The sequence below is a fragment of the Pseudomonas sp. KB_15 genome (genome assembly GCF_052114525.1).
GTDB lineage: Bacteria > Pseudomonadota > Gammaproteobacteria > Pseudomonadales > Pseudomonadaceae > Aquipseudomonas.
On the sequence record NZ_JBFREX010000040.1, the window covers coordinates 47,401 to 69,911 of the forward strand.

At 61.0% G+C, this 22,511-nt stretch carries 12 protein-coding genes; 3 read left to right on the plus strand and 9 right to left on the minus strand.

What is annotated here, in order from left to right; translation table 11 throughout:
* Positions 1-2 precede the first annotated feature (2 nt).
* Both treS and AB4Z35_RS23675 read right to left on the minus strand, forming a co-directional pair.
* Entirely contained in the window at positions 3-3,344 is a 3,342-nt protein-coding gene (gene treS / locus AB4Z35_RS23670) for a maltose alpha-D-glucosyltransferase (RefSeq protein ID WP_442099734.1), read from the minus strand.
* A 96-nt stretch (positions 3,345-3,440) separates the two neighbouring features.
* The gene (locus AB4Z35_RS23675) at positions 3,441-5,435 is read right to left on the minus strand and encodes an alpha-1,4-glucan--maltose-1-phosphate maltosyltransferase (RefSeq protein WP_442099735.1); all 1,995 of its coding nucleotides are present in this window, start codon (positions 5,433-5,435) and stop codon (positions 3,441-3,443) included.
* A gap of 227 nt (positions 5,436-5,662) precedes the next feature.
* On the opposite strand from AB4Z35_RS23675, the gene AB4Z35_RS23680 reads away from it, so the two are divergent.
* The 3 genes from AB4Z35_RS23680 (at position 5,663) to mapR (ending at position 8,997) form a co-directional block, all read left to right on the plus strand.
* Positions 5,663-5,809: a DUF3203 family protein gene (locus AB4Z35_RS23680; RefSeq protein ID WP_442099753.1), complete on the plus strand. Its 147-nt coding sequence runs from the start codon at positions 5,663-5,665 to the stop codon at positions 5,807-5,809.
* A gap of 237 nt (positions 5,810-6,046) precedes the next feature.
* Positions 6,047-7,459, plus strand: a complete 1,413-nt coding sequence (gene ccoG / locus AB4Z35_RS23685) for a cytochrome c oxidase accessory protein CcoG (RefSeq protein WP_442099737.1) — start codon at positions 6,047-6,049, stop codon at positions 7,457-7,459.
* A gap of 128 nt (positions 7,460-7,587) precedes the next feature.
* A complete protein-coding gene (mapR, locus tag AB4Z35_RS23690) occupies positions 7,588-8,997 on the plus strand; it encodes a GntR family transcriptional regulator MpaR (protein ID WP_007999240.1) in 1,410 nt (469 codons plus the stop codon).
* A gap of 163 nt (positions 8,998-9,160) precedes the next feature.
* On the opposite strand, the gene AB4Z35_RS23695 is transcribed toward mapR, so the two are convergent.
* The 7 genes from AB4Z35_RS23695 to tpx all read right to left on the minus strand — a co-directional run bounded on the left by AB4Z35_RS23695 (position 9,161) and on the right by tpx (position 22,356).
* Entirely contained in the window at positions 9,161-9,907 is a 747-nt protein-coding gene (locus tag AB4Z35_RS23695) for an SDR family oxidoreductase (protein ID WP_442099738.1), read from the minus strand.
* Between the two features lie 85 nt (positions 9,908-9,992).
* Positions 9,993-12,110, minus strand: coding sequence for a putative bifunctional diguanylate cyclase/phosphodiesterase (locus AB4Z35_RS23700; protein ID WP_442099739.1), 2,118 nt, complete (start codon positions 12,108-12,110; stop codon positions 9,993-9,995).
* Between the two features lie 293 nt (positions 12,111-12,403).
* Positions 12,404-13,885, minus strand: coding sequence for an efflux transporter outer membrane subunit (locus AB4Z35_RS23705; RefSeq protein WP_442099741.1), 1,482 nt, complete (start codon positions 13,883-13,885; stop codon positions 12,404-12,406).
* Positions 13,882-16,989: an efflux RND transporter permease subunit gene (locus AB4Z35_RS23710; RefSeq protein WP_442099743.1), complete on the minus strand. Its 3,108-nt coding sequence runs from the start codon at positions 16,987-16,989 to the stop codon at positions 13,882-13,884. Before AB4Z35_RS23710 ends, AB4Z35_RS23705 begins: the two co-directional genes overlap by 4 nt.
* A 148-nt stretch (positions 16,990-17,137) precedes the next feature.
* Positions 17,138-20,233: an MdtB/MuxB family multidrug efflux RND transporter permease subunit gene (locus tag AB4Z35_RS23715; protein ID WP_116261269.1), complete on the minus strand. Its 3,096-nt coding sequence runs from the start codon at positions 20,231-20,233 to the stop codon at positions 17,138-17,140.
* Complete coding sequence (locus AB4Z35_RS23720) at positions 20,230-21,546, minus strand: MdtA/MuxA family multidrug efflux RND transporter periplasmic adaptor subunit (RefSeq protein WP_442099745.1); 1,317 nt, start codon at positions 21,544-21,546, stop codon at positions 20,230-20,232. The genes AB4Z35_RS23715 and AB4Z35_RS23720 overlap by 4 nt, the downstream gene beginning before the upstream one ends.
* A gap of 309 nt (positions 21,547-21,855) precedes the next feature.
* Positions 21,856-22,356 (minus strand): thiol peroxidase, encoded by a 501-nt coding sequence (tpx, locus tag AB4Z35_RS23725; protein WP_007996495.1) that lies wholly within the window; start codon positions 22,354-22,356, stop codon positions 21,856-21,858.
* Positions 22,357-22,511 lie beyond the last annotated feature (155 nt).

Below are 22,511 nucleotides of genomic sequence, written 5' to 3' on the forward strand. Positions count from 1 at the left end.
GACTACTCTCCACCCAGATCGGAAAAGGGTTTAAGCCCACTTAATAATCCATATAAACCGTGCAACGGCACGGGCAACCAGGTAGGGCGATTTTCCGCCTCATAGGCTACTTCATACGCCGCCTTCTCCAGACCGTACAACGCCAGCGCGGCATCCTCGCCTTCGGGATCTTGCCATGCATGGGCAAGACTAGCTGCCACCAGCCGATAAGCGTCGACAAATGCTTGTCGTGCCTCGCTCAAGTAGCGATCGCTCACCCGCAAACGCGCAGCATCGGCCGCCGCGGTGTTATCGACGTTTTGCACATTGATCGCCATCGCCGCCGCATAATCGAAGGAACGCAGCACGCCGCTGACATCCTTGAACGGGCTGTGTTTGCCCCGTCGTTCATGCAATGGCCGCGCCGGTTCGCCTTCAAAGTCGATCAGGTACGCATCGCCCTTGATCACCAGCACTTGCCCCAGATGCAGGTCGCCGTGCACACGAATGCGCAAGCCGCCCGCGGTCTTTTTCCCCAACGCTTGCACATGACCGAGAATGGCTTTTTTGTTGTCCAGTAAACGGCCGACCAGGGTCTGGTCCGCCGGGTTCAGTTGATTTTTATGCTGCTTGAGCAAGTTCAGTGCATGCTCGATTTGCGCCGCTATATCCTTGGCCGAGGCCAGTGCCTCCTGCTGCGTGGTGACCTGCGGCAAGAAGTCCGGGTTGGCGCTCGGCGCTGCCAGCACCTGGTGCATTTCCCCCAGTCGCCGGCCCAGCATAGCGGCGAAATCTTTCAATTCGGCGAGCGCGTTGTAATGCTGTTCCTGCTCGGACACCGCGTCAGCCAGCTCATCGCGCAGCGCCCGCTCGAGGTTGTTCCGGGTCCACTCCCAGGCGTCGCCCTGATTGCTCAGATAACCTTGGGCGATCATCAGCAGGTTGTCTTCACCCGCTGCATCCCGACGCACCACGGCCCCCAGCAATGGCGAAATATTGCCGAAGCCGGCGTCGGTCAGGAACGCGCTCATTTCCAGTTCCGGATGCACCCCGCAGGCAACCTTGCGGATCAGCTTCAGTACCAGGCTGTTGCCGATCACCACCGAGCTGTTGGACTGTTCGGCGGACAGGTAGCGCACCGGGGACTCAGCGTTCAGGCCGAGTTTTTCCAGCTCGGCGGTGGACTCGAAGCGAATGTCGCCATCGCCAGAGGCCAATACGCTGCCGGCCTGAATGCCTTGCAATACGGCATGCACAAAGGTTTCCAGGCTGAAGGCATCGGTGATCAGGCCGACCTGGCGTCCGCGCCGTACCCGCGACAACGCCAATTGCTGCGGCAACGGCGTACCGACCTGGTCCTCGGAGATAAAGCCGAACGGCAACTGGTAGCGACTGCTCTGGCCACCGCTGGTGACGTTGATCTCACTGAACAGCACCGGATGCTGCGGATCGCCGAACCGCACGCCATAGGCCAGATCGACCTGCTCGATGGCGGCGTCCTTGCCGGCGAACCAGCGGCGGTTCTGCAACCAGTTCGGCAGGATGTTTTGCTCCAGCGTGGTCCGTGATGGCGCTTCCAGCAGTTCTTCCATGCGTTTTTTCAGCACCAGCGTGGTGAAGTCCGGCAGGCTCTGTGCGGGTTCCACGTGCCAGCTCGGCATCTGGTTTTCCGCGGCGAGGCCGAACCAATAGAAGCCATAAGGCGCCAGCGTCAGGAGGAAATTCAACTGGCCGATGGGCGGGAACGCGTTACCCCCGAGCATCTCCACCGGCACCATGCCGACGTAGGCTGACAAATCGAGCTCGGCGGCCTGGGCACTGCGCGACACGTTGGCCACGCACAGAATGACTTCGTGTTTACCGTCCGCCCCGGTGAATTCGCGGGTGTAGGCCAGAATCCGCCGGTTGCTGGGCGACAGCATCTTCAACGTGCCACGGCCGAAGGCCTTGGATTGCTTGCGCACCGCAAGCAGACGGCGGGTCCAGTTCAACAGCGAATGCGGGTCGCCAGCCTGGGTTTCGACGTTGACCGACTGATAACCGTATTGCGGATCCATGATGGGCGGCAACACCAGGCTGGCCGGGTCGGCGCGGGAGAAACCGCCGTTGCGGTCGATGGACCATTGCATCGGCGTACGCACGCCGTCGCGATCGCCGAGGTAGATGTTGTCGCCCATGCCGATCTCATCGCCGTAATACAGGGTCGGCGTGCCGGGCATCGACAGCAACAGGCTGTTGAGCAGTTCGACACGGCGTCGATCACGCTCCATCAGCGGCGCGAGGCGACGACGAATCCCCAGGTTGATCCGCGCCCGGCGGTCGGCGGCGTAGTAATTCCACAGGTAATCGCGCTCCTTGTCAGTGACCATTTCCAGGGTCAGCTCATCGTGGTTGCGCAGGAAAATCGCCCACTGGCAGTTGGCGGGAATGTCCGGGGTCTGGCGCAGAATGTCGGTGATCGGGAAGCGATCTTCCTGGGCCAGGGCCATGTACATGCGCGGCATCARCGGAAAATGAAAGGCCATGTGGCATTCGTCGCCGTTCAAGCCTTTCTTGTCGGTGTCGCCGAAATACAGTTGGGTGTCCTCCGGCCATTGATTCGCCTCGGCCAGCAGCATGCGATCGGGGTAGTTGGCGTCGATTTCCGCGCGGATCTTTTTCAGGACGTCATGGGTTTCCGGCAGGTTCTCGTTGTTGGTGCCGTCGCGTTCGATCAGGTAGGGAATCGCGTCCAGACGCAAGCCGTCGATGCCCATGTCGAGCCAGTACCGCATCACCGACAGCACCGCTTTCATGACTTGCGGGTTATCGAAGTTCAGGTCCGGCTGGTGGGAGTAGAAACGGTGCCAGAAGTACTGACCGGCGACCGGGTCCCAGGTCCAGTTGGACTTTTCGGTGTCGAGGAAAATGATGCGGGTGCCATCGTATTTCTGATCGTCGTCGGACCATACGTAGAAATCCCGCGCCGCCGAACCGGGCTTGGCCTTGCGCGCACGCTGGAACCACGGGTGCTGGTCGGAGGTGTGGTTGATGACCAGTTCGGTGATCACCCGCAGGCCGCGTTTGTGCGCCTCGGCAATGAAATGCCTGGCATCGGCCATGGTGCCGTAGTCGCTGTGCACGCCACGGTACTCGGCGATGTCATAGCCATCGTCGCGCCGTGGCGAGGGATAGAACGGCAGTAGCCAGATGGTGTTGACGCCAAGGTCGGCGATGTAATCGAGCTTGGCGATTAGGCCCGGAAAGTCGCCAATCCCGTCGTTGTTGGAATCGAAATAAGATTTGACGTGAACTTGATAGATCACCGCATCCTTGTACCAGAGCGGGTCCTTGATGAACGTGGCTGCCTTGGGTTTCTTCGCCATGTGAAACTCCTGGTGAATTCGAAAGTTCCGCCGGGCTGATCACTCGAGTCAAACGCAAAACCTGTGGGAGCGAGCTTGCTCCCACAGGTTTTGCGTTTAAACAGTTATCCTCCAGATCCCGAACGGCTGGTATGCCGGGTCGATCCGCATGAATTGCTGCTTGCCGTGCCACGTCCAGCGATGGCCATTCATCAAGTCTTCGCCCTGGGTGCTGGCGTTGTCGGGCAAGCCCATTTCCCACAATGGCAACTCGAAGTTCGCTTCCTGCACGTTGTGCGGATCGAGGCTGACCGCCACCAGAATGAAGTTGCTGCCGTCGGCGCTGCGTTTACCGAAGTACAGGATGTTATCGTTCCAGGCGCTGTAGACCTTCAGGCCCAGATGCGTGTGCAGCGCCGGATTTTGCCGGCGAATGCGGTTGAGCTGGGCGATCTCGGCAATGATGTTGCCCGGCGCATTGAAGTCCCGCGGGCGGATCTCGTACTTCTCGGAATCGAGGTATTCCTCTTTGCCCGGCACCGGCGCCGACTCGCACAACTCGAAACCCGAGTACATGCCCCACAGGCCCGAGCCCATGGTCGCCAGCACGGCGCGGATGAGAAACCCGGGACGCCCGGAGTCGTGGAGGAACGCCGGGTTGATGTCCGGCGTATTGACGAAAAAATTTGGCCGGTAGCATTCGCGCCATGGCGATTCGTTGAGTTCGGTGAAATAACTCGCCAGTTCGGCCTTGGTGTTGCGCCAGGTGAAATAGGTGTAGCTCTGGGAATAACCGACCTTGCCCAGGCGCGCCATCATGGCCGGGGTGGTAAAGGCTTCGGCGAGGAAGATCACCTCGGGGTACAACGCCCGTACATCGGCGATCAGCCATTGCCAGAACGGCAGCGGCTTGGTGTGCGGGTTATCGACACGAAAGATCTTCACGCCCTCCTCGACCCAGCCCACTACGATGTCGCGCAGTTCCAGCCACAGGCTCGGAATCGCYTCGGGGGTATAGAAGTCGACGTTGACGATGTCCTGATATTTCTTTGGCGGGTTCTCCGCGTATTTGATCGTGCCGTCCGGCCGCCAGTTGAACCAGCCGGGGTGCTGCTTAAGCCACGGATGGTCCTGGGAACACTGGATGGCAAAATCCAGGGCGATTTCCAGGCCATGGGCCGCAGCGGCCGCTACCAGTCGGCGGAAGTCTTCGCGGGTACCCAGCTGCGAGTGAATCGCCTCGTGCCCGCCCTCTTCGCTACCAATCGCATAGGGACTGCCCGGATCATCGGGACCCGCCGTCAGGGAATTGTTCGGGCCTTTGCGGTAGCTGCGCCCGATCGGGTGGATCGGCGGGAAATACAACACGTCGAAACCCATGTCCTGGATCATCGCCAGCCGTGAATGCACGTCATTGAAGGTGCCATGGCGCGCCGGACTGTCGGTGATCGAACGTGGAAACAATTCATACCAACTGGCGAACTGCGCCAGCTCGCGCTCCACATCCACCGGGTACTCCGGGCTCAGGCTCAGGTAGGCGCGATGATTGACGCGGGACATGAGGTCGGCGCTACGCTGGTGCAGAAACAGTGCGATCTGCTCGGTTTCGAGCAGTCCTGACAGTTCATGGTGCAAGGCCGCCAGTTGCTCGCTGAGTTGCCCTTCGCTGCGTTCGGCGGCCTGCTGGACATGAATCCGGCCTTCCTGTAACTCCAGGCTGACAGGCACGGCAGCCGCATGCTTCTTTTCCAGCTCGTAGCGAAAACTGGCGAACTGATCGATCCAGGCTTCGATACAGAACAGATAACGGCCCTGGCTGTCGACACGGAACTGCCCTTGCCAGCCATTGTTGCCCAGATCATTCATGACCGCGCCTTGCCAGACGTCCTCGTCTTCAGCCCGCCAGCGCACCCGCACCGCCAGTTTGTCATGCCCGTCGGCGAAGACCTTGGCCGTCACCACCACGTCCTGCCCCACCACGGCCTTGACCGCGAACTGTCCGCCTTCGAGGGTCGGCATGCAGTTTTCTATGACGATACGCGGCAGCAACAACGCCTGCGACAGCGGCATGTGCGGGTTGTAGCTCAACTCAGTCGGTTTTTCAGCCGTCATCGAGCCTCTCTCCTTACGCCCCATGGACGCGCTTGTATCGGGTCGAAGTGCCCGTCGGGCCGTTCGCGCCGGAATGCACTCACTTAGATTCCGAGCGACAGCCGTCGGGAAAGTTTCATCAGCAATTTCCGGAATCAAGTCCTTCGCGCAGTGGTCAACCAACCAGTCCACCTACTTAAGCACGACTCACGCCATGTGCCACTGTAGGCTTGAACGATGAACAATACATTCCCGGCCGTGATGCCGATGGCGGCGGTCATCCACAGGCAGGCGACGCTGCCAGGGCCATGCCGGCAGTGGACATCGAAGGCCGGCGTATCTACTTCACCGAAGCAGATGCCGACGCATTAACCGTCGCAGGCGCAGTGGATTGACGCCAGCACTTGAAGGCCACCGACAGTGATTCGGTGAATTGACTGACATTGATCAACATCCGCTACAGCTGTTCCGGATAGGTGTTTGTGCGTAACTACGGCGGGTGCTTCAAGTTGTCGCAGACCGCGCGAACAGCGCCATCTGATCCGCTTTTTAATGCAATACCTGAGTCTGTTATGCAAACAGATCGGCGCTCATAGTGCTCATGCCTGATGGAGGCTGATGAGCGAAAGACCATGAGCGAGAGAATCCCCGTCCGAACCGTTGAAACATTCGAGCCTGCGCGTTTAAAGACGAAGGCCAAGTCCAGCGACAACCTGATCCACACCCGCAGCTTCACCGGGCTGTTCCGCAATCTGCGGATCAGTGGCGCGGGTTTTCTGTTTTTGCTGTTTTTCGGCACCGTGTGGCTGAACTGGGGCGGCCGCCAGGCAGTGCTCTGGGATCTTTCCGAGAGCAAATTCCATATCTTCGGTGCGACCTTCTGGCCGCAGGATTTCATCCTGCTCTCGGCGCTGTTGATCATTGCCGCGTTCGGCCTGTTTGCGATCACCGTGTTCGCGGGCCGGGTCTGGTGCGGTTACACCTGCCCACAGAGTTCGTGGACGTGGATCTTCATGTGGTGCGAGAAGATCACCGAAGGCGAACGCAACCAGCGGATCAAGTTGCAAGCCGCGCCGTGGGGCCTGAACAAACTGATGCGGCGCGCGGCCAAGCACACCTTGTGGCTGGCCATCAGCCTGCTGACCGGCCTGACCTTCGTTGGCTACTTCACGCCGATCCGGCCGTTGGCCGAAGAGCTGCTGACCTTACAAATGAGCGGCGTCAGCCTGTTCTGGGTGCTGTTTTTTACCGGTGCCACGTACATCAATGCCGGCTGGCTGCGTGAAGCGGTGTGCATGCACATGTGCCCCTATGCGCGGTTCCAGAGCGTGATGTTCGATAAAGACACCCTGACCATTTCCTACGACGTGGCCCGAGGCGAAAACCGTGGCCCGCGCAAACGCGAAGTCAAACCCGCCGAAGTCGGCCTGGGCGATTGCATCGATTGCCAGCTCTGCGTACAGGTCTGCCCGACCGGCATCGACATCCGCGATGGCTTGCAGATGGAATGCATCGGTTGCGCCGCGTGCATCGACGCCTGTGACTCGATCATGGACAAAATGGGCTACGCCCGGGGACTGATCAGCTACACCTCTGAACACCAGTTGCAAGGTGGCAAGACTCACCTGCTGCGTCCGCGCCTGATCGGCTACACCGCCGTATTGCTGGTGATGATCGCCGCGCTGGTGGTGGCGCTGATGGAACGACCGATGGTGTCGCTCGACGTCAGCAAGGACCGGGGCCTGTTCCGCGAGAACAGCCAGGGGCAGATCGAAAACATCTACAGTCTGAAGGTGATCAACAAGACCCAGCAGCGTCAGGACTATCAATTGAGCCTGGTCGATGCCGATGATTTCGAGTTGCAGGGCAAGACCGGCTTGAGTCTGGCACCGGGCGAGATCGTCGATGTGCCGGTGTCGGTGGTGATGCACACGGAGCGTCCGGCCAGCAGTTCGCAGAGCATCAGCTTCAAGGTGGTCGACAGCGATGAGCCTGGCGTCTACAGCGTGGCGAAGAGCCGTTTTGTCGCGCCGATGAATCGCTGATCCCTTAGACTGCGGTGCTTCCATCGCGGGCAAGCCCGCTCCCACAGGTATTGCATCGTCCATGTGGGAGCGAGCCTGCTCGCGATGAAGTCACCTCGATTTTCTGAATGACCTCAATCGGGCTTTTGATGAAACGCTACGAAAAATTCGCCGACGACATCGCAGAACTGATCCGCTCCGGCGTCCTCGGCCCGGGCCAGCGTGTGCCGTCGGTGCGCTACGCCAGCCAGACCTACGGGGTCAGCCCGTCGACAGTGTTCCAGGCCTACTACCTGCTGGAACGACGCGGGCTGATCCGCGCCCGTCCGCGCTCCGGCTACTTCGTCAACGCCCATGCGCCACGGCCGTTTTCCGAGCCGGTCATCAGCAGCCAGGTCAACGAGTCCACCGAAGTCGACGTCAGCGAACTGGTGTTCTCGGTGCTCGACTCGATCAAGGACCCGAACACCGTGCCCTTCGGCTCGGCGTTCCCCAGCCCGACGCTGTTTCCGCTACAACGTTTATCCCGCTCCCTGGCCAGCGCCACCCGCGAGATGGACCCGCGCATGGTCGTCACCGACATGTCCCCCGGCAACCCGCAGCTGCGCCGCCAGATCGCTCTGCGCTACATGGTCGGCGGGCTGATGCTGCCCATGGAGGAATTGCTGATCACCAACGGCGCCCTGGAAGCGCTGAACCTGTGCCTGCAAGCGGTCACTGAACCGGGCGATCTGGTGGCCATCGAAGCCCCGGCGTTCTACGCCTGCCTGCAAGTGCTCGAACGGCTGAAACTCAAAGCCGTGGAGATCCCGGTGCACCCGCGCGATGGCATCGACCTCGGCGTGCTCGAACAAACCCTGGAGCGGTATCCGATCAAGGCCTGCTGGTGCATGACCAGCTTCCAGAACCCCATGGGCGCGACCCTGCCCGAGGCAAAGAAACAGCAGCTCGTGGAACTGCTGCGCCGCCATCAAGTGCCGCTGATCGAAGACGATGTCTACGCCGAACTGTATTACGGTCAACAGGCACCGAAACCGGCCAAGGCATTCGATACCGAAGGCCTGGTGATGCATTGCGGCTCGTTCGCCAAAAGCCTGGCCCCCGGTTACCGCATCGGCTGGGTGGCTGCCGGTCGCTATGCGCAGAAAATCGAACGGCTGAAACTCATGACCTCGCTGTGCGCGTCGATGCCGGCCCAGGCGGCTATCGCCGATTACCTGCAACACGGGGGGTACGACCGGCATTTGCGTAAATTGCGCCACGCGCTGGAAGACCAGCAAAGCGCCATGCTCGCCGCCATCGCCCGGTATTTCCCGGCACAGACGCGGGTCAGCCAACCGGCAGGCGGGTACTTCTTGTGGCTGGAGTTGCCGGAGCAGATGGATTCATTGAAGTTGTTTCAGATGGCGTTGGCGCAGGGGATCAGCATTGCGCCGGGGCCGATATTTTCGCCGGCGCAGCGGTTCAGGAATTGTATTCGCTTGAATTATGGCAGCCCGTGGGATGAGGCTGCGGAGAAGGCGATGGAGACGTTGGGGCGGATTGTGCGGTCGTTCTGATAAACAGGCGTCGCCCGGTCAAATGCCTTCGCGGGCAAGCCCGCTCCCATAGGGTTACCTGGTGTACGCAAAGTCTGTGAACACCCGAGATTCCTTGTGGGAGCGGGCTTGCTCCGGGCGGCGTTCCGACGAAGAGGCCAGCACTGACAACGCAAACCTCAGATCAACGTCCACCACCGAGATCGACAAAAGTCCCCGTCGCATAAGACGCCTTGTCCGACAACAACCAGACAATCGCCTCCGCCACTTCATCCGGCCGCCCGCCCCGGGCCATCGGGATCGCCGACTCCAGCTTGCTGACCCGATCCGGGTCGCCGCTCAGGGCATGGAAATCGGTGTAGATGTAGCCGGGACGCACGGCGTTGACGCGAATCCCCTCGCCCGCCACTTCCTTGGACAGGCCGATGGTGAAGGTGTCGAGCGCGCCCTTGGAGGCGGCGTAGTCGACGTACTCGTTGGGCGCGCCCAGACGCGCGGCCACCGAGGACACGTTGACGATGCTGCCGCCCTGCCCGCCGTGCTTGGGCGACATGCGCAGGATCGCGTGCTTGGCGCAGAGGATCGGCGCCAGGACGTTGGTTTTCATGATTTTGAGAATGCGGAATTCGGACATTTCGTCGACCCGGGACTTTTGCCCGACAGTGCCGGCGTTGTTCACCAGCGCGGTGACCCGGCCCAGTTCACTGTCTACGCGATTGAACAGCGCGATGACTTCGTCTTCGATGCTGACGTCGGCCCGTACCGCAATGGCCTGCGCACCGATCGCACGGACTTGCTCCAGCACGCGCAGTGCGGCCTGTTCGTCCGCCTGGTAGTTGATGCAGATCCGATAGCCCTGCGCAGCGGCCAACAGAGCGGTGGCGGCACCGATGCCGCGGCTGCCGCCGGTGATGACGATGACTTTGTCCATGCGAGCTTTCCCCCAATCAAAGCTTAAGCGGTCGGGGCCAAGAATAACCGCCATTGATGGTTTTTGCATGGCTTCACATCGCCTGTCATGTCATCGACATCTCGCGCTCCGAACGGGCTTTCAACTGCTCGACCAATTGCTCCCCGCGATGAATTTCCACCATGAAACCTTCGGGCGGCAGCGGATGCCCCAGCAGGTAACCCTGCAACGAATCGCATCCGAGTTGAGTCAGGAAGTCCTGCTGCACCCCCGTCTCCACACCCTCGGCAACGATGCGCAACCCCAGCGCCTGGCCGAGGGCGACGATGGCCGATACGATGGCGGCGTCATCGCTGTCACGCTCCAGGTCCCGGACAAAACCGCGGTCGATCTTCAGCTCGTTGGCCGGCAGGCGCTTGAGGTACATCAAACTCGAATAGCCAGTGCCAAAATCGTCGATGGACAGGTCGACGCCCATGTCCGAAAGTTCCTGAAGCACCGTCATGCTCGCATCGGCATCGCTCATGGCGGTGGTTTCAGTGATTTCCAGGGTCAGGCTGTTGGCCGGCAGATGGTGAGCCGTCAGGGCCTTGGCGACACTCTGGACCAGCCCGGAATGACAGAACTGGATGGCCGAAAGGTTCACCGCGATGCGCCACTCGGTGTAGCCCAGCACGTACCACTCGCGCATCTGGCGGCAGGCTTCGTTGAGCACCCACTCGCCGATCGGAATGATCAGCCCGGTTTTTTCCGCCAGTTCGATGAATTTGTCCGGCAACAGCATCCCTTGAGTCGGGTGCTCCCAGCGCAACAAGGCCTCGGCGCCCACCGGGCGACCATTGGCGGCATCGAACTTGGGCTGGTAATGCAGGCTGAACTCCTGATGTTCCACGGCATTGCGCAGGTCCTGCAGCAATTGCAGCTGTTTGCGGGCGTTGTTGTTCATCGAGGCATCGAAAAAGCTGTAGCCGTTTTTACCCGCGCCCTTGGCGTGATACATCGCCGCGTCGGCGTTCATCAGCAATTCGTGGACGGACTGTCCGTTACCCGGGTAGAGCGCGATGCCGACGCTGGCGGAAATGTGCAAATCATGTTCGGCAACCCGGAACTCACGCGCAATCAACCCGACCTGACGGGCCGCGTGGTTCAAGGCGTCGATCTGTTCGTTCAATTGCACCAGCAACACGAACTCATCGCCGCCGATCCGCGCCAGGGTGTCCTGGCTGCGCAAGTCTTCGCGCAGGCGCAAGGCCACTTCGCGCAACAGCAGATCACCCATGTGGTGGCCAAAGGCATCGTTGACCGGTTTGAAGCCGTCCAGGTCGATGAACATCAGGGCAAAGCAACCACCCTCTTCGCGGACCCGCGACATGGCCTGATCGATTCGATCGGCGAGCAACATCCGGTTCGGCAACCCGGTGAGGGTGTCATGCAGGGCCAGTTGGGTCAGTTCACGGTTGGCCTCGGTCAGCGACAGGGCCAGGCTCGCGGTGCGCGCCTCCAGGCGTGCATCGAGGATCGAAGTCAGCAAGGCGATGCTCAGCACCGCCAACGTGGTGATCAACACCAGGTTGTCCAGGCCCTTGCCGCTCAACCCATCGACCGCTGCTGCGCAAAAGCTGCCGTCGGCAAAGCGTGCGGCGGCCATTCCCGTGTAGTGCATGCCGACGATGGCGATGCCCATGATCACAGCGGCACCGCCACGGATCAGGCGGACATAAGGCGTGTGTTGGCGCAAACGGAAAGCGATCCACAATGCCGCGCCCGAAGCACCGACCGCAATCATCAGCGAAGCGCCGAACAGCGTCGGGTCGTAGTCGATGCCCGGTTGCATGCGCATGGCGGCCATGCCGGTGTAGTGCATCGCGCTGATGCCGGCGCCCATGACCAACGCGCCAAAGGCCAACTGCCAGGCCGGCAATTGCGGCTGGCTGACCAGCCACAGCGCGAAACCGCTGGAGAGCACGCCGATCAACAGCGACAACAGGGTGATCGTGCCGTCGTAGCCCAGGTCGATGGGCAACTTGAACGCGAGCATGCCGATAAAGTGCATCGACCAGATGCCGATGCCCATGGCAATGGCCCCACCCGCGGTCCATAAATGCACGGCGCGCCCCTTGGCGGTGGCAATGCGCCCGGTCAGGTCGAGTGCGGTGTATGAGGCGAGAATCGCGACACAGAGCGAAATGATGACCAGGGTGGGGGAATAGCTACCGATGAGCATGGAGACTTCTCGCGAATGCCCCCGTTAATGGTATTGATTCTCGCCGGGGGAAAATGCGGCGATTGTACTGATTCCGAATGAGAACGCACTCACAAAATGAGCAAAGGGCCATCAGTCCGATGAAACGTCTGTTTTAAGGTTTTACATTAACTCGCGTAAAGCTGCTGGCGCCACAAAACCTGTGGGAGCGAGCTTGCTTGCGATGGCGGTGGGTCAGGCAACATCAATGCTGAATGTGACTCAGCCATCGTCGGAACGCCGCCCGGAGCAAGCTCGCTCCCACAGGGATTGCGCTAAGGGTTTTCGCTCACCTGAAGCTGCCCATCCCAGCCACCCCCCAACGCGGCAATCAACTGCACGCTGGCAATCAGGCGGCTTTGCAACAGGTCCAGGTTACTGCGCTCGTTGCTCAACGCCGCCGCCTGGGTCACGACCACATCGATGTACGCAATCAAGCCGGCCTTGTACTGGTTCTGGGTCAGGCGCAGCGATTCACGGGCGGCATCCAGTGCCTGTTGGCGCACGACGGCTTCGTCCTGGAGCACCTTGAGTTGCACCAGGAAGTTTTCCACTTCGCGGAATCCGTCCAGCACGGTCTGGCGGTACTTGGCCACGGTTTCGTCATAGGCCGCTTCACTGCGGTCGACTTCCGCCGAGCGCTGGCCGCCGTCGAACAGGGTCATGGCCAATTGCGGTCCTACCGACCAGAAGCGGTTCGGCAGGCTGATCCAGTTGGAATAGGTGCTGCTGCTGTAACCGCCGTTCATGTTCAATGTCAGGTCAGGGTAATAGGCAGCCTTGGCCACGCCGATGTTGGCGTTAGCGGCCATCACCGAGCGCTCGGCGGACGCGATATCCGGGCGACGCTCCAGCAACTGCGAAGGCAGTGCCGGCGGTATTTGCGGCAACTGCGGAATGTCCTGGCTTTCCGCCAGGCTGAACTCCGCCGGCGGCAGGCCGATCAGCACGGCAATGGCGTTTTCGAACTGTGCGCGCTGCCAGATCAGGTCGACCAGATCGGCTTCGGTGCCTTTGAGCTGTGTCTGGGCCTGGGCCACGGCGTCCTTGCCGGATACGCCGGCGCGGTACTGGTTTTCGGTCATCTTCAGCGACCGCTGATAAGCCGAGACCGTGTCTTCGAGCAGGCGCTTCTGGCCATCGATCACACGCAATTGCAGGTAATTCTGCACGAGCTCCGACTGTTGGCTCAGGCGCATCGCGGCCAGATCGGCAAAGCTCGCCTGGGCATTGGCGGTATCGGCTTCGAGGCCACGGCGCAGCTTGCCCCACACATCCGCCTCCCAACTGACACCCACCTGGGTCGAGTACGTATTGCGAATACCGCTGGACGAACTGCTCAGGCTGGAACTACTGCTGCCGGTGCCCTGGCTTGAACGGTTCTTGCTGACGTTCAGGTCGACCGTCGGGAAAAAAGCCCCTCGGGCACTGCGCACCAGCGCCTGGGCCTGACGGTACTGGGCCTCGGACTGGGCGACGGACTGGTTGGCGCTGTTGAGCTTTTCGATCAGGCCGTTGAGCTGCTGATCGCCATACAACTCCCACCATGCACCACGAGCCAGGGCATCACTCGGGTTCGCCTGACGCCAGCCCTCTGCGGCCTTGTACTGCGCCGGCTCGGCAATGTGCGGGCGCTGGTAATCCGGGCCGACGGCGCAGGCACTGAGCATCGCCACACACAGTGTCAGGCTCAACAGACGCGAGCCTCGAGCTGTGATCAGCGGTGCAGCCAGGTTGAAAAGCGAACGTTCAGTCATAGCGGAGTTTCCAGAGCGGCATCGGTACGCACCCCACGCCATTTATTGAAGCGATGGCGCAGTTTGTCGAGATAGAGGTAAACCACCGGGGTGGTGTAAAGCGTCAATACCTGGCTGAAGATCAGCCCGCCGATGATGGTCAGGCCCAGCGGCTGGCGCATTTCCGCCCCTTCGGCGCGGCTCAGCAGCAACGGCAAGGCACCGAGGATCGCCGCCAGGGTGGTCATCAGAATAGGTCGCAAACGTTGCAGGCAGGCGCTGCGAATCGACTCCAGCGGTGCCATGCCCTGGTGTCGTTCAAGCTGCAACGCCAGGTCGATCATCAGAATGGCGTTTTTCTTCACCACGCCGATCAGCAGAAACAGCCCCAGCAACGAAATCAGGCTGAACTCGCCGCCCAGCGCATAGATCGACAGCAACGCGCCGACCCCGGCCGACGGCAACGTCGAAAGGATCGTCAGCGGATGAATGTAGCTTTCGTATAGCACCCCCAGCACCAGATACACCGCCACCAAAGCGCCGAGAATCATGAACGGCTGGCTTTTTTGCGTGGCGGCAAAGGCATCGGCGGTGCCGGCCATCTTCACGATCACGTCTTCCGGCAAGCCCACCTTGGCGATCGCCCGCTCGATGGCCGCTGTACCCTGCGCCACCGTCACGCCTTCGGCCATGTCGAAGGCAATGCTTTCCGAAGCGAACTGGCCCTCGTGGCTGACCCGGTCGTCTTCCAGGCTGTTTTCGTAATGGGYGATGGTCGACAGCGGGATCCGCGCGCCGTCAGCGGTGATCACCTGGACCTGCTTGAGGGTGATCGGGTCCTGGGCGTACTTCGGGTTGACCTCCATCACCACCTGATACTGGTTGAGGCTGTCGTAGATGGTCGAAATCTGCCGCTGACTGTAGGCGTTGTTCAGCACCGCCGTGACCATGTCCATGTCGACACCCAGGCGCTTGGCCTGGTCGCGGTCGACAATCAGGGTCACTTGCCGGGCACCCCGGCCTTCCCGCGCGTCAATCGCCGTCAGCTCCGGCAAGGCCCTGAGCGCGGTGACGACTTTCGGATACCACTCGCGCAACGCCCCGAGATCCCCGCTCTGCAGAATGTACGAGTATTGCGAGCTGGTCTGCTCACGGCCGCCACCGAATTGCAGGTCCTGGTCGGCCATGAGCATCAGTTGTGCGCCGGGAACCTTGGGCATTTCCTTGCGCAGGCGTTCGATGACTTTCTGCGCGGAAATATTGCGTTCCTTGATCGGCTTCAGGCGCACCAGCATGAAGGCGTTGTTGGTACCGTTATTGCCACCAATGAAGCCGGCGACGCTTTCTACCGCCTCGTCCTTCAACACCGCACGGCGGAAAATTTCCATCTTCGGCTGCATGACGCTGAAGGACAGGCCGTCGTCGCCGCGTACGAAACCGATCAGCTGCCCGGTATCCTGCTGCGGCATAAATGTTTTAGGAACAATGACATACAGCGCAATATTGACACCGATTGTCACGAACAGACTGAGCAAAGTCAGGCGCTTGTGACGCAACACCCAGTCGAGGCTCGTGGCGTACTTGCCGACCATCCAGTCGTTGGTCCGCTGGCTCCAGCGTTGCAGGCGGTTCTCCTGCCCCGGCGTGTGCGGCTTGAGCCAGCGGGCGCAGAGCATCGGCGTCAGGGTCAACGACACCAGCAGCGACACCACGATGGCGGCCGCCAGGGTGATGGAAAATTCGCGGAACAGGCTTTCAATAATCCCGCCCATGAACAGGATCGACAGGAACACCGCCACCAGCGACACGTTCATCGACAGCAAGGTAAAGCCGACTTCCTGGGCACCGAGGTACGCGGCCTTCATTGGCCGCACGCCTTCGTCGATGTGCCGGGAAATGTTCTCAAGCACCACGATGGCATCGTCCACCACCAGCCCGGTGGCCAGGATCAATGCCATCAGCGACAGGTTGTTCAGCGAAAAGCCATAGAGGTACATCACGGCAAAGGTGCCAACCAGCGACACCGGCACCGCCAGGGTCGGGATCAGCGAGGCGCGGAAGTTACCGAGGAACAGGAACACCACCAGAATCACCAGGGCCACGGCGATCAGCAGGGTCATTTCCGCTTCGTGCAGCGTCGCCTTGATCACCGGCGAGCGGTCCATGGCCAGGTTCAGCTTGACGCTGGCTGGCAGCACCGCCTGCAACGCCGGCAACTGGGCCTTGATCTCGTTGACCGTCTCGATGATGTTGGCGCCGGCTTGCCGGTTGATCACCAGCAATACCGCTGCGTCATCGTTGAAGAAACCACTGTTGTAGCGGTCCTCGACGCCATCGCTGACCTTCGCCACATCCTTCAGGCGCAGGGCCGCGCCGCCGTTGTAGTGGATGATCAGTGACTCGTAGTCCTTGGCTTTTTCCAGCTGGTCGTTGGCCTGGACCTGCCACAGCCGTTGATCGTCTTCCACCGAGCCCTTGGGCCGGCGTACGTTGGCATTGGCGATGGTGTTGCGCACATCGTCCAGGGCCACGCCGTACTGGTTCAGCGACTGCGGTTCGAGTTCGATACGCACCGCTGGCAGGGAACTGCCGCCGATCTGCACCTCACCGACGCCCTGCACCTGGGACAGGCTCTGGGACAGAATCGTCGAGGCCAGGTCATAGAGCTGGCCTTTTTCCAGCACATCGGACGTCAGCGACAGCACCATGATCGGCGCCTGGGACGGGTTGACCTTCTTGTAGGTCGGCATGCTGCGCATCCCGCTGGGCAGCAGGTTGCGCGAGGCGTTGATGGCCGCCTGCACTTCCCGCGCCGCGCCGTTGATGTCGCGGTCCAGGTCGAATTGCAGGATCACCCGGGTCGAGCCCTGGCTGGAGCGGCTGCTCATGGTGTTGACCCCGGCAATGGCGCCGAAGGAGCGCTCCAGCGGCGTGGCCACGGTCGACGCCATGACCTCGGGGCTGGCCCCAGGCAGGCTGGCTTGCACCACGATCACCGGAAAGTCCATTTGCGGCAGCGGCGATACCGGCAGCAAACCGAAGCTCACGCCGCCCAGCAGCATGATCGCCAGGCTCAACAGCATGGTGGCGACCGGGCGCTTGATGAAAGGTCCCGAGAGATTCATCGATGACTGCTCCCGGCACCAACCCGCGAGCCCTGCTGCCCCCCTGTAGGAGCGAGCCTGCTCGCGATAGCGGTGTATCGGCCAGCAATGATGTTGAACGAACGGGCCTCATCGCGAGCAAGCCCGCTCCCACAGGTTATGCAGGCCGTCATACCGCCGTCTCCTGAGCGCCGGTCTTGCCAAAGCGCCGACCGAGACGATCGAAATACAGGTAAATCACCGGCGTAGTGAACAGCGTCAGAATCTGGCTCAGCAACAGGCCGCCGACCATTACCAGACCCAGCGGCTGGCGCAGYTCYGCGCCRGAACCGGTGGCSAGCATCARCGGCACSGCACCGAACAACGCSGCCAGGGTGGTCATCAGRATCGGCCGGAAACGCAGCAATGCCGCCTGATAGATCGCCGTTTGCGGGTCCATGCCCTGATTGCGCTCGGCGTCCAGGGCGAAGTCGATCATCATGATCGCGTTCTTCTTCACGATGCCGATCAGCAGGATGATGCCGATGATCGCAATCATACCCAGGTCGTTGCCGCTGAGGATCAACGCCAGCAAGGCGCCCACCGCCGCCGAAGGCAAGGTTGAAAGAATGGTGATCGGGTGGATGTAGCTCTCGTAGAGCACGCCCAGCACGATGTACATGGTCACCACCGCCGCCAGAATCAGCAGCAAGGTGCTCGACAACGAAGCCTGGAAAGCCTCCGCCGCACCCTGGAACTGGGTCTGCACGCCAATCGGCATGCCGATGTCCTTCTGCACCTGCTCGATGATCTGCACCGCATGCCCCAACGCCACGCCGGGCGCGAGGTTGAAGGACATCATCACCGCCGGGAACTGGCCGATGTGGGTGATCGCCAGTTGCGCCTGGCGTTCCTCGATATGCGCCAGGCTGGACAGGCGTACTTGACCGCCATCAGTGGTCTTGACGTGAATCTGGTTCAGCGCATCCGGGCCGATCTTCTCGCCGGACTGCGATTGCAGCACCACGCGGTACTGGCTCGCCTGGGTGTAGATCGTGGAAATCTGCCGCTGACCAAAGGCGTCGTACAACGCATCGGTGATGTTCGACACCGACACACCGACCCGCGACGCCGCATCGCGGTCGATCACCAGATAAACCTGCAGACCCTTGTCCTGCAAATCGCTGGCAACGTCGGTCAATTCCGGCCGCTCGGCCAAGGCTTCGACCAGACGCTTGCTCCACAGGCTCAGCAACTCCGAGTCCGGCGAAGACATGCTGAACTGGTACTGCGTACGGCTGACCCGGTCCTCAATGGTCAGGTCCTGCACCGGCTGCATGAACAGGCGGATGCCGACCAGTTTGTCCAGCTCCGGTTGCAGACGGGCAATCACTTGCGTTGCGCTCAGGTCGCGGTCGTGGTGCGACTTGAGGTTGATCAGCAACCGACCGCTGTTGAGGGTCGAGTTGTCGCCATCCACGCCAATATAGGAGGACAGGCTCTCGACGGCCGGGTCGGCCAGAATCACCTTGGCCAGTTCCTGTTGGCGCGCGCTCATGGCGGCGAAGGAAATCGACTGCGGCGCTTCGGAAATACCCTGGATAACGCCGGTGTCCTGCACCGGGAAGAAGCCCTTGGGCACCATCATGTAAAGGAAAACCGTCAGCGCCAAGGTGCCAATGGCCACCATCAAGGTCAGCGGCTGATGTTTGAGCACCCACTGCAACTTGCGACCGTAGGCGGCGATCATCCAGTCGATGAACGCACCGCTGGCGCGGTAGAAACGGCCCTGCTCTGCTTCCTTGGGTTCACGCTTGAGCAACCGCGCGCACATCATCGGTGTCAGGGTCAGGGAAACGACCAGGGAAATCAGGATCGCCACCGCCAGGGTGATGGCGAACTCGCGGAACAAGCGCCCGACCACGTCCGCCATGAACAGCAGCGGGATCAGCACGGCGATCAGCGACAAGGTCAGGGATATCAAGGTGAAGCCGATCTGCTTGGCGCCCTTGAGCGCCGCGTTCAGCGGGCTGTCGCCTTCCTCGATGAATCGGGAAATGTTCTCCAGCATGACGATCGCATCGTCCACCACAAAACCGGTGGCGATGGTCAGGGCCATCAGGGTCAGGTTGTTGACCGAGAACCCGGCCAGGTACATCACGCCAAACGTGCCGATCAGCGACAGTGGCACGGCCACCGACGGAATGATCGTGGCGCTGGCGCGACGCAGGAACAGGAAGGTGACCATGACCACCAGGGCGATGGCGATCAGCAGTTCGTGCTGCACGTCCTTGACCGAGGCGCGGATGGTCTGGGTGCGGTCGGTCAGCACCACCACGTCGAGGCCTGCCGGCAGGTTGTCGGTGATGCTCGGCAGCAAGGCCTTGATCCGGTCCACCACCTCGATCACGTTGGCRCCGGGCTGGCGCTGGATGTTCAGCAGTACCGCCTGATTCTCATTGGCCCATGCCGCCAGGCGTTCATTCTCGGCACCGTCGACGATTTCTGCCACGTCCTTGAGCCGCAGCGGCGCGCCATTGGCGTAGGCCAGGATCAGGTTGGCGTAGTCCTTGGGCGAGGTCAGTTGATCGTTTGCATCGAGCATCGAGACCCGGGTCGGGCCGTCGAAGTTGCCCTTGGGCTGGTTGACGTTGGAGGCACCTATCAGCGTGCGCACGTCCGACAGGTTCAAGCCGTTGGCCGCCAAAGCCTCTGGGTTGACCTTGATCCGCACGGCCTGACGCTGGCCGCCGGCAATGCTGACCATGCCGACGCCGCTGATCTGGGCGATTTTCTGCGCCATGCGCGTATCGACCAGATCGTTGAGTTTGGGCAGCAACATGGTTTTGGAGGTGATGGCCAGGGTCAGCACCGGCGTGTCGGCCGGGTTGACCTTGTTGTACACCGGCGGTGCCGGCAAGTCCTTGGGCAGCAAGTTGGTCGCGGCGTTGATCGCCGCCTGCACTTGTTGCTCGGCCACATCCATGTTGATGTCGAGACTGAAACGCAGGGTCAGCACCGACGCACCGCCGGAACTGGTGGAGGCCATTTGCGTCAGGCCGGGCATTTGCCCGAACTGCCGCTCAAGCGGCGCAGTCACCGCGCTGGTCATGACGTCCGGGCTGGCGCCGGGGTACAGGGTCATGACGCGAATGGTCGGGTAATCGACCTGGGGCAATGCCGACACCGGCAACAACCGATAGGCGATCACACCGGCCAGGATAATGGCCAGCATGCTCAGCGTGGTGGCTACCGGGCGAAGAATGAACAGCCGCGAGAGATTCATGCGCCGCCCTTTTTCGCCTTGTCAGTGGTCGCAGGCTCTGCCGCGTTGGCCGCCGACTTGCCTTGCAGGTGTTCGGTCGGCGTGGCCGGCACGTCCTGGCTGTCGTTGACCACTTCCACGTCACTACCGTCCTTCAGGCGGTCGGTGCCCTCCAGTACGACCCGCTCGCCCACCGCCAGGCCTTCAGTGACCACGGTGTTCAGGCCGTCACTGGCGCCGACTTTCAACTGACGGATCCTGACCTTCTTGTCACCGTCCAGGGCATAGACGAACGTGCCATTAGTGCCGAACTGGATCGCGGCAGAAGGCGCGAGTACGACGTCCTTGAGGGTATCAGCCAACAGGCGCACGTTGACGAACTGGTTGGGGAACAGCGACTGATCGCTGTTCTCGTAACGGGCCTTGAACTTGAGGGTGCCGGTGGTGACGTCGATCTGGTTGTCCAGGCTCTGCAATACGCCGGTTGCCTGCAATTTGGTATCACCACGATCCCATGCTTCAGCCGGCAATTTGGCGCCGCTGCGATAACGGGCGAGTACGGTGTCGAGGCTGTTTTCCGGCAGGGTGAAGGCCACGCTGATCGGTTGGGTCTGGGTGATGATCGCCAATGCTGTGGTGTCGTTGGCGGCTACCAGGTTGCCGACGTCCAGTTGACGCAGGCCGACGCGACCGGTGATTGGCGCGCGGATCCTGGTGAATTCGAGGTTGAGCCTGGCATCGTTGACGGCGGCCTGATTGGTCTTGACCGTGCCCTGGAATTGACCGACCAGCGCTTCGGCGGTGTCCAGGGTCTGTTTGGCAATACTGTCTTCCTTGTAGAGGCCGCGATAACGCTCGACATCGACCTGGGCGTTTTTCAGCTGCGCCTGATTCTGCAGCAAGGTGCCTTCGGCCTGAAGCAAGGCATTCTGGTAAGGGCGCGGGTCGATTTCGGCCAGCAGGTCGCCTGCCTTGACCATCTGCCCTTCTTCGAAATAGATCTTGACCAGCTCACCGCCGACGCGGCTGCGGACATTGATGGTGTTCAGCGCCGTGACCGTGCCCAGCGCCTTGAAATACAGCGGGAAGTCACCCTTGACTGCAGGAGCCACTCGCACCGGCACCGGCCCGGACGCGCCACCGAATCCAGGGCGCATCCCGCCTGACCTGCCGGTATGCCCGGCGACGGCTTTCTGCCCCGCAGCCTCCTTGGGTGCAGCGCTGCCAGGCCAGAATTTCCAGCACAAGGCGGCGATGACCAACAGGACAAGCAGGCCGAACAGCCAGCGACGAGGACTACGGGATGCGGAGGATTGCATTGAGTGATCAACCATTGGGCGCGTGGGCTTCTTTTACATGAGGCTGAACGATAAGCACTGGCGGGTTTTAAGCAAAGCGCCTTTACCGGCAATTTACTTTCGGCTTACGGAACAGGAATTTTCTGTAAGACACTGAAGCACAAATGAAAACGGCCTGGACAGAGGGTAATGCCGCTAAGTGTAGGAGCGAGCTTGCTCGCGATGGTCGTTAACGATAACGCATGTCTACTGACTAAACGCAGCGTTCTCGAGTCCATCGCGAGCAAGCTCGCTCCTACAACAGCATTATTGACAGCGGGGGTGTTAACAATTGTAAAGACGTATTTACTTCAGAACAGCAAGTGCCGCTTCGTAGTTCGGCTCGTCAGCGATTTCGCCAACCAGCTCGCTGTGCAACACATTGTCGTTTTCGTCCAGGACCACGACGGCACGAGCGGTCAGGCCTTTGAGCGGGCCGTCAGCGATGGCCACGCCGTAGTTCTGGATGAACTCGGCGCCGCGCAGGGTCGACAGGTTCTGTACATTTTCCAGGCCTTCGGCGCCGCAGAAGCGGGCTTGGGCGAATGGCAGGTCAGCGGAGATGCACAGCACGACAGTGTTGTCGACGCTGCCGGCCTTGGCGTTGAACTGGCGCACCGAGGTGGCGCAGGTCGGGGTGTCGATACTTGGGAAGATGTTCAGTACTTTGCGCTTGCCGGCAAAGTCTTTCAGGGTGACGTCGGACAGATTGCCCGCAACCAGGGAAAAGGCTGGCGCCTTGGAACCGGCTTGTGGCAGTTGGCCGTTGACTTGAACCGGGTTGCCTTTAAGAGTGACTTGAGCCATGAACGGAGTCCTTCTGACGTTGGTGTGGAGAATTTTGACGAGGCCGAAGTTAACCACGAAATTGTMCGACGACCTATGGCCAAACATAAATTGTCATGTATCAGCGCACAAAACTGGATACAAACGCTTTCTCACTCACTACAAGACCCTGTGGG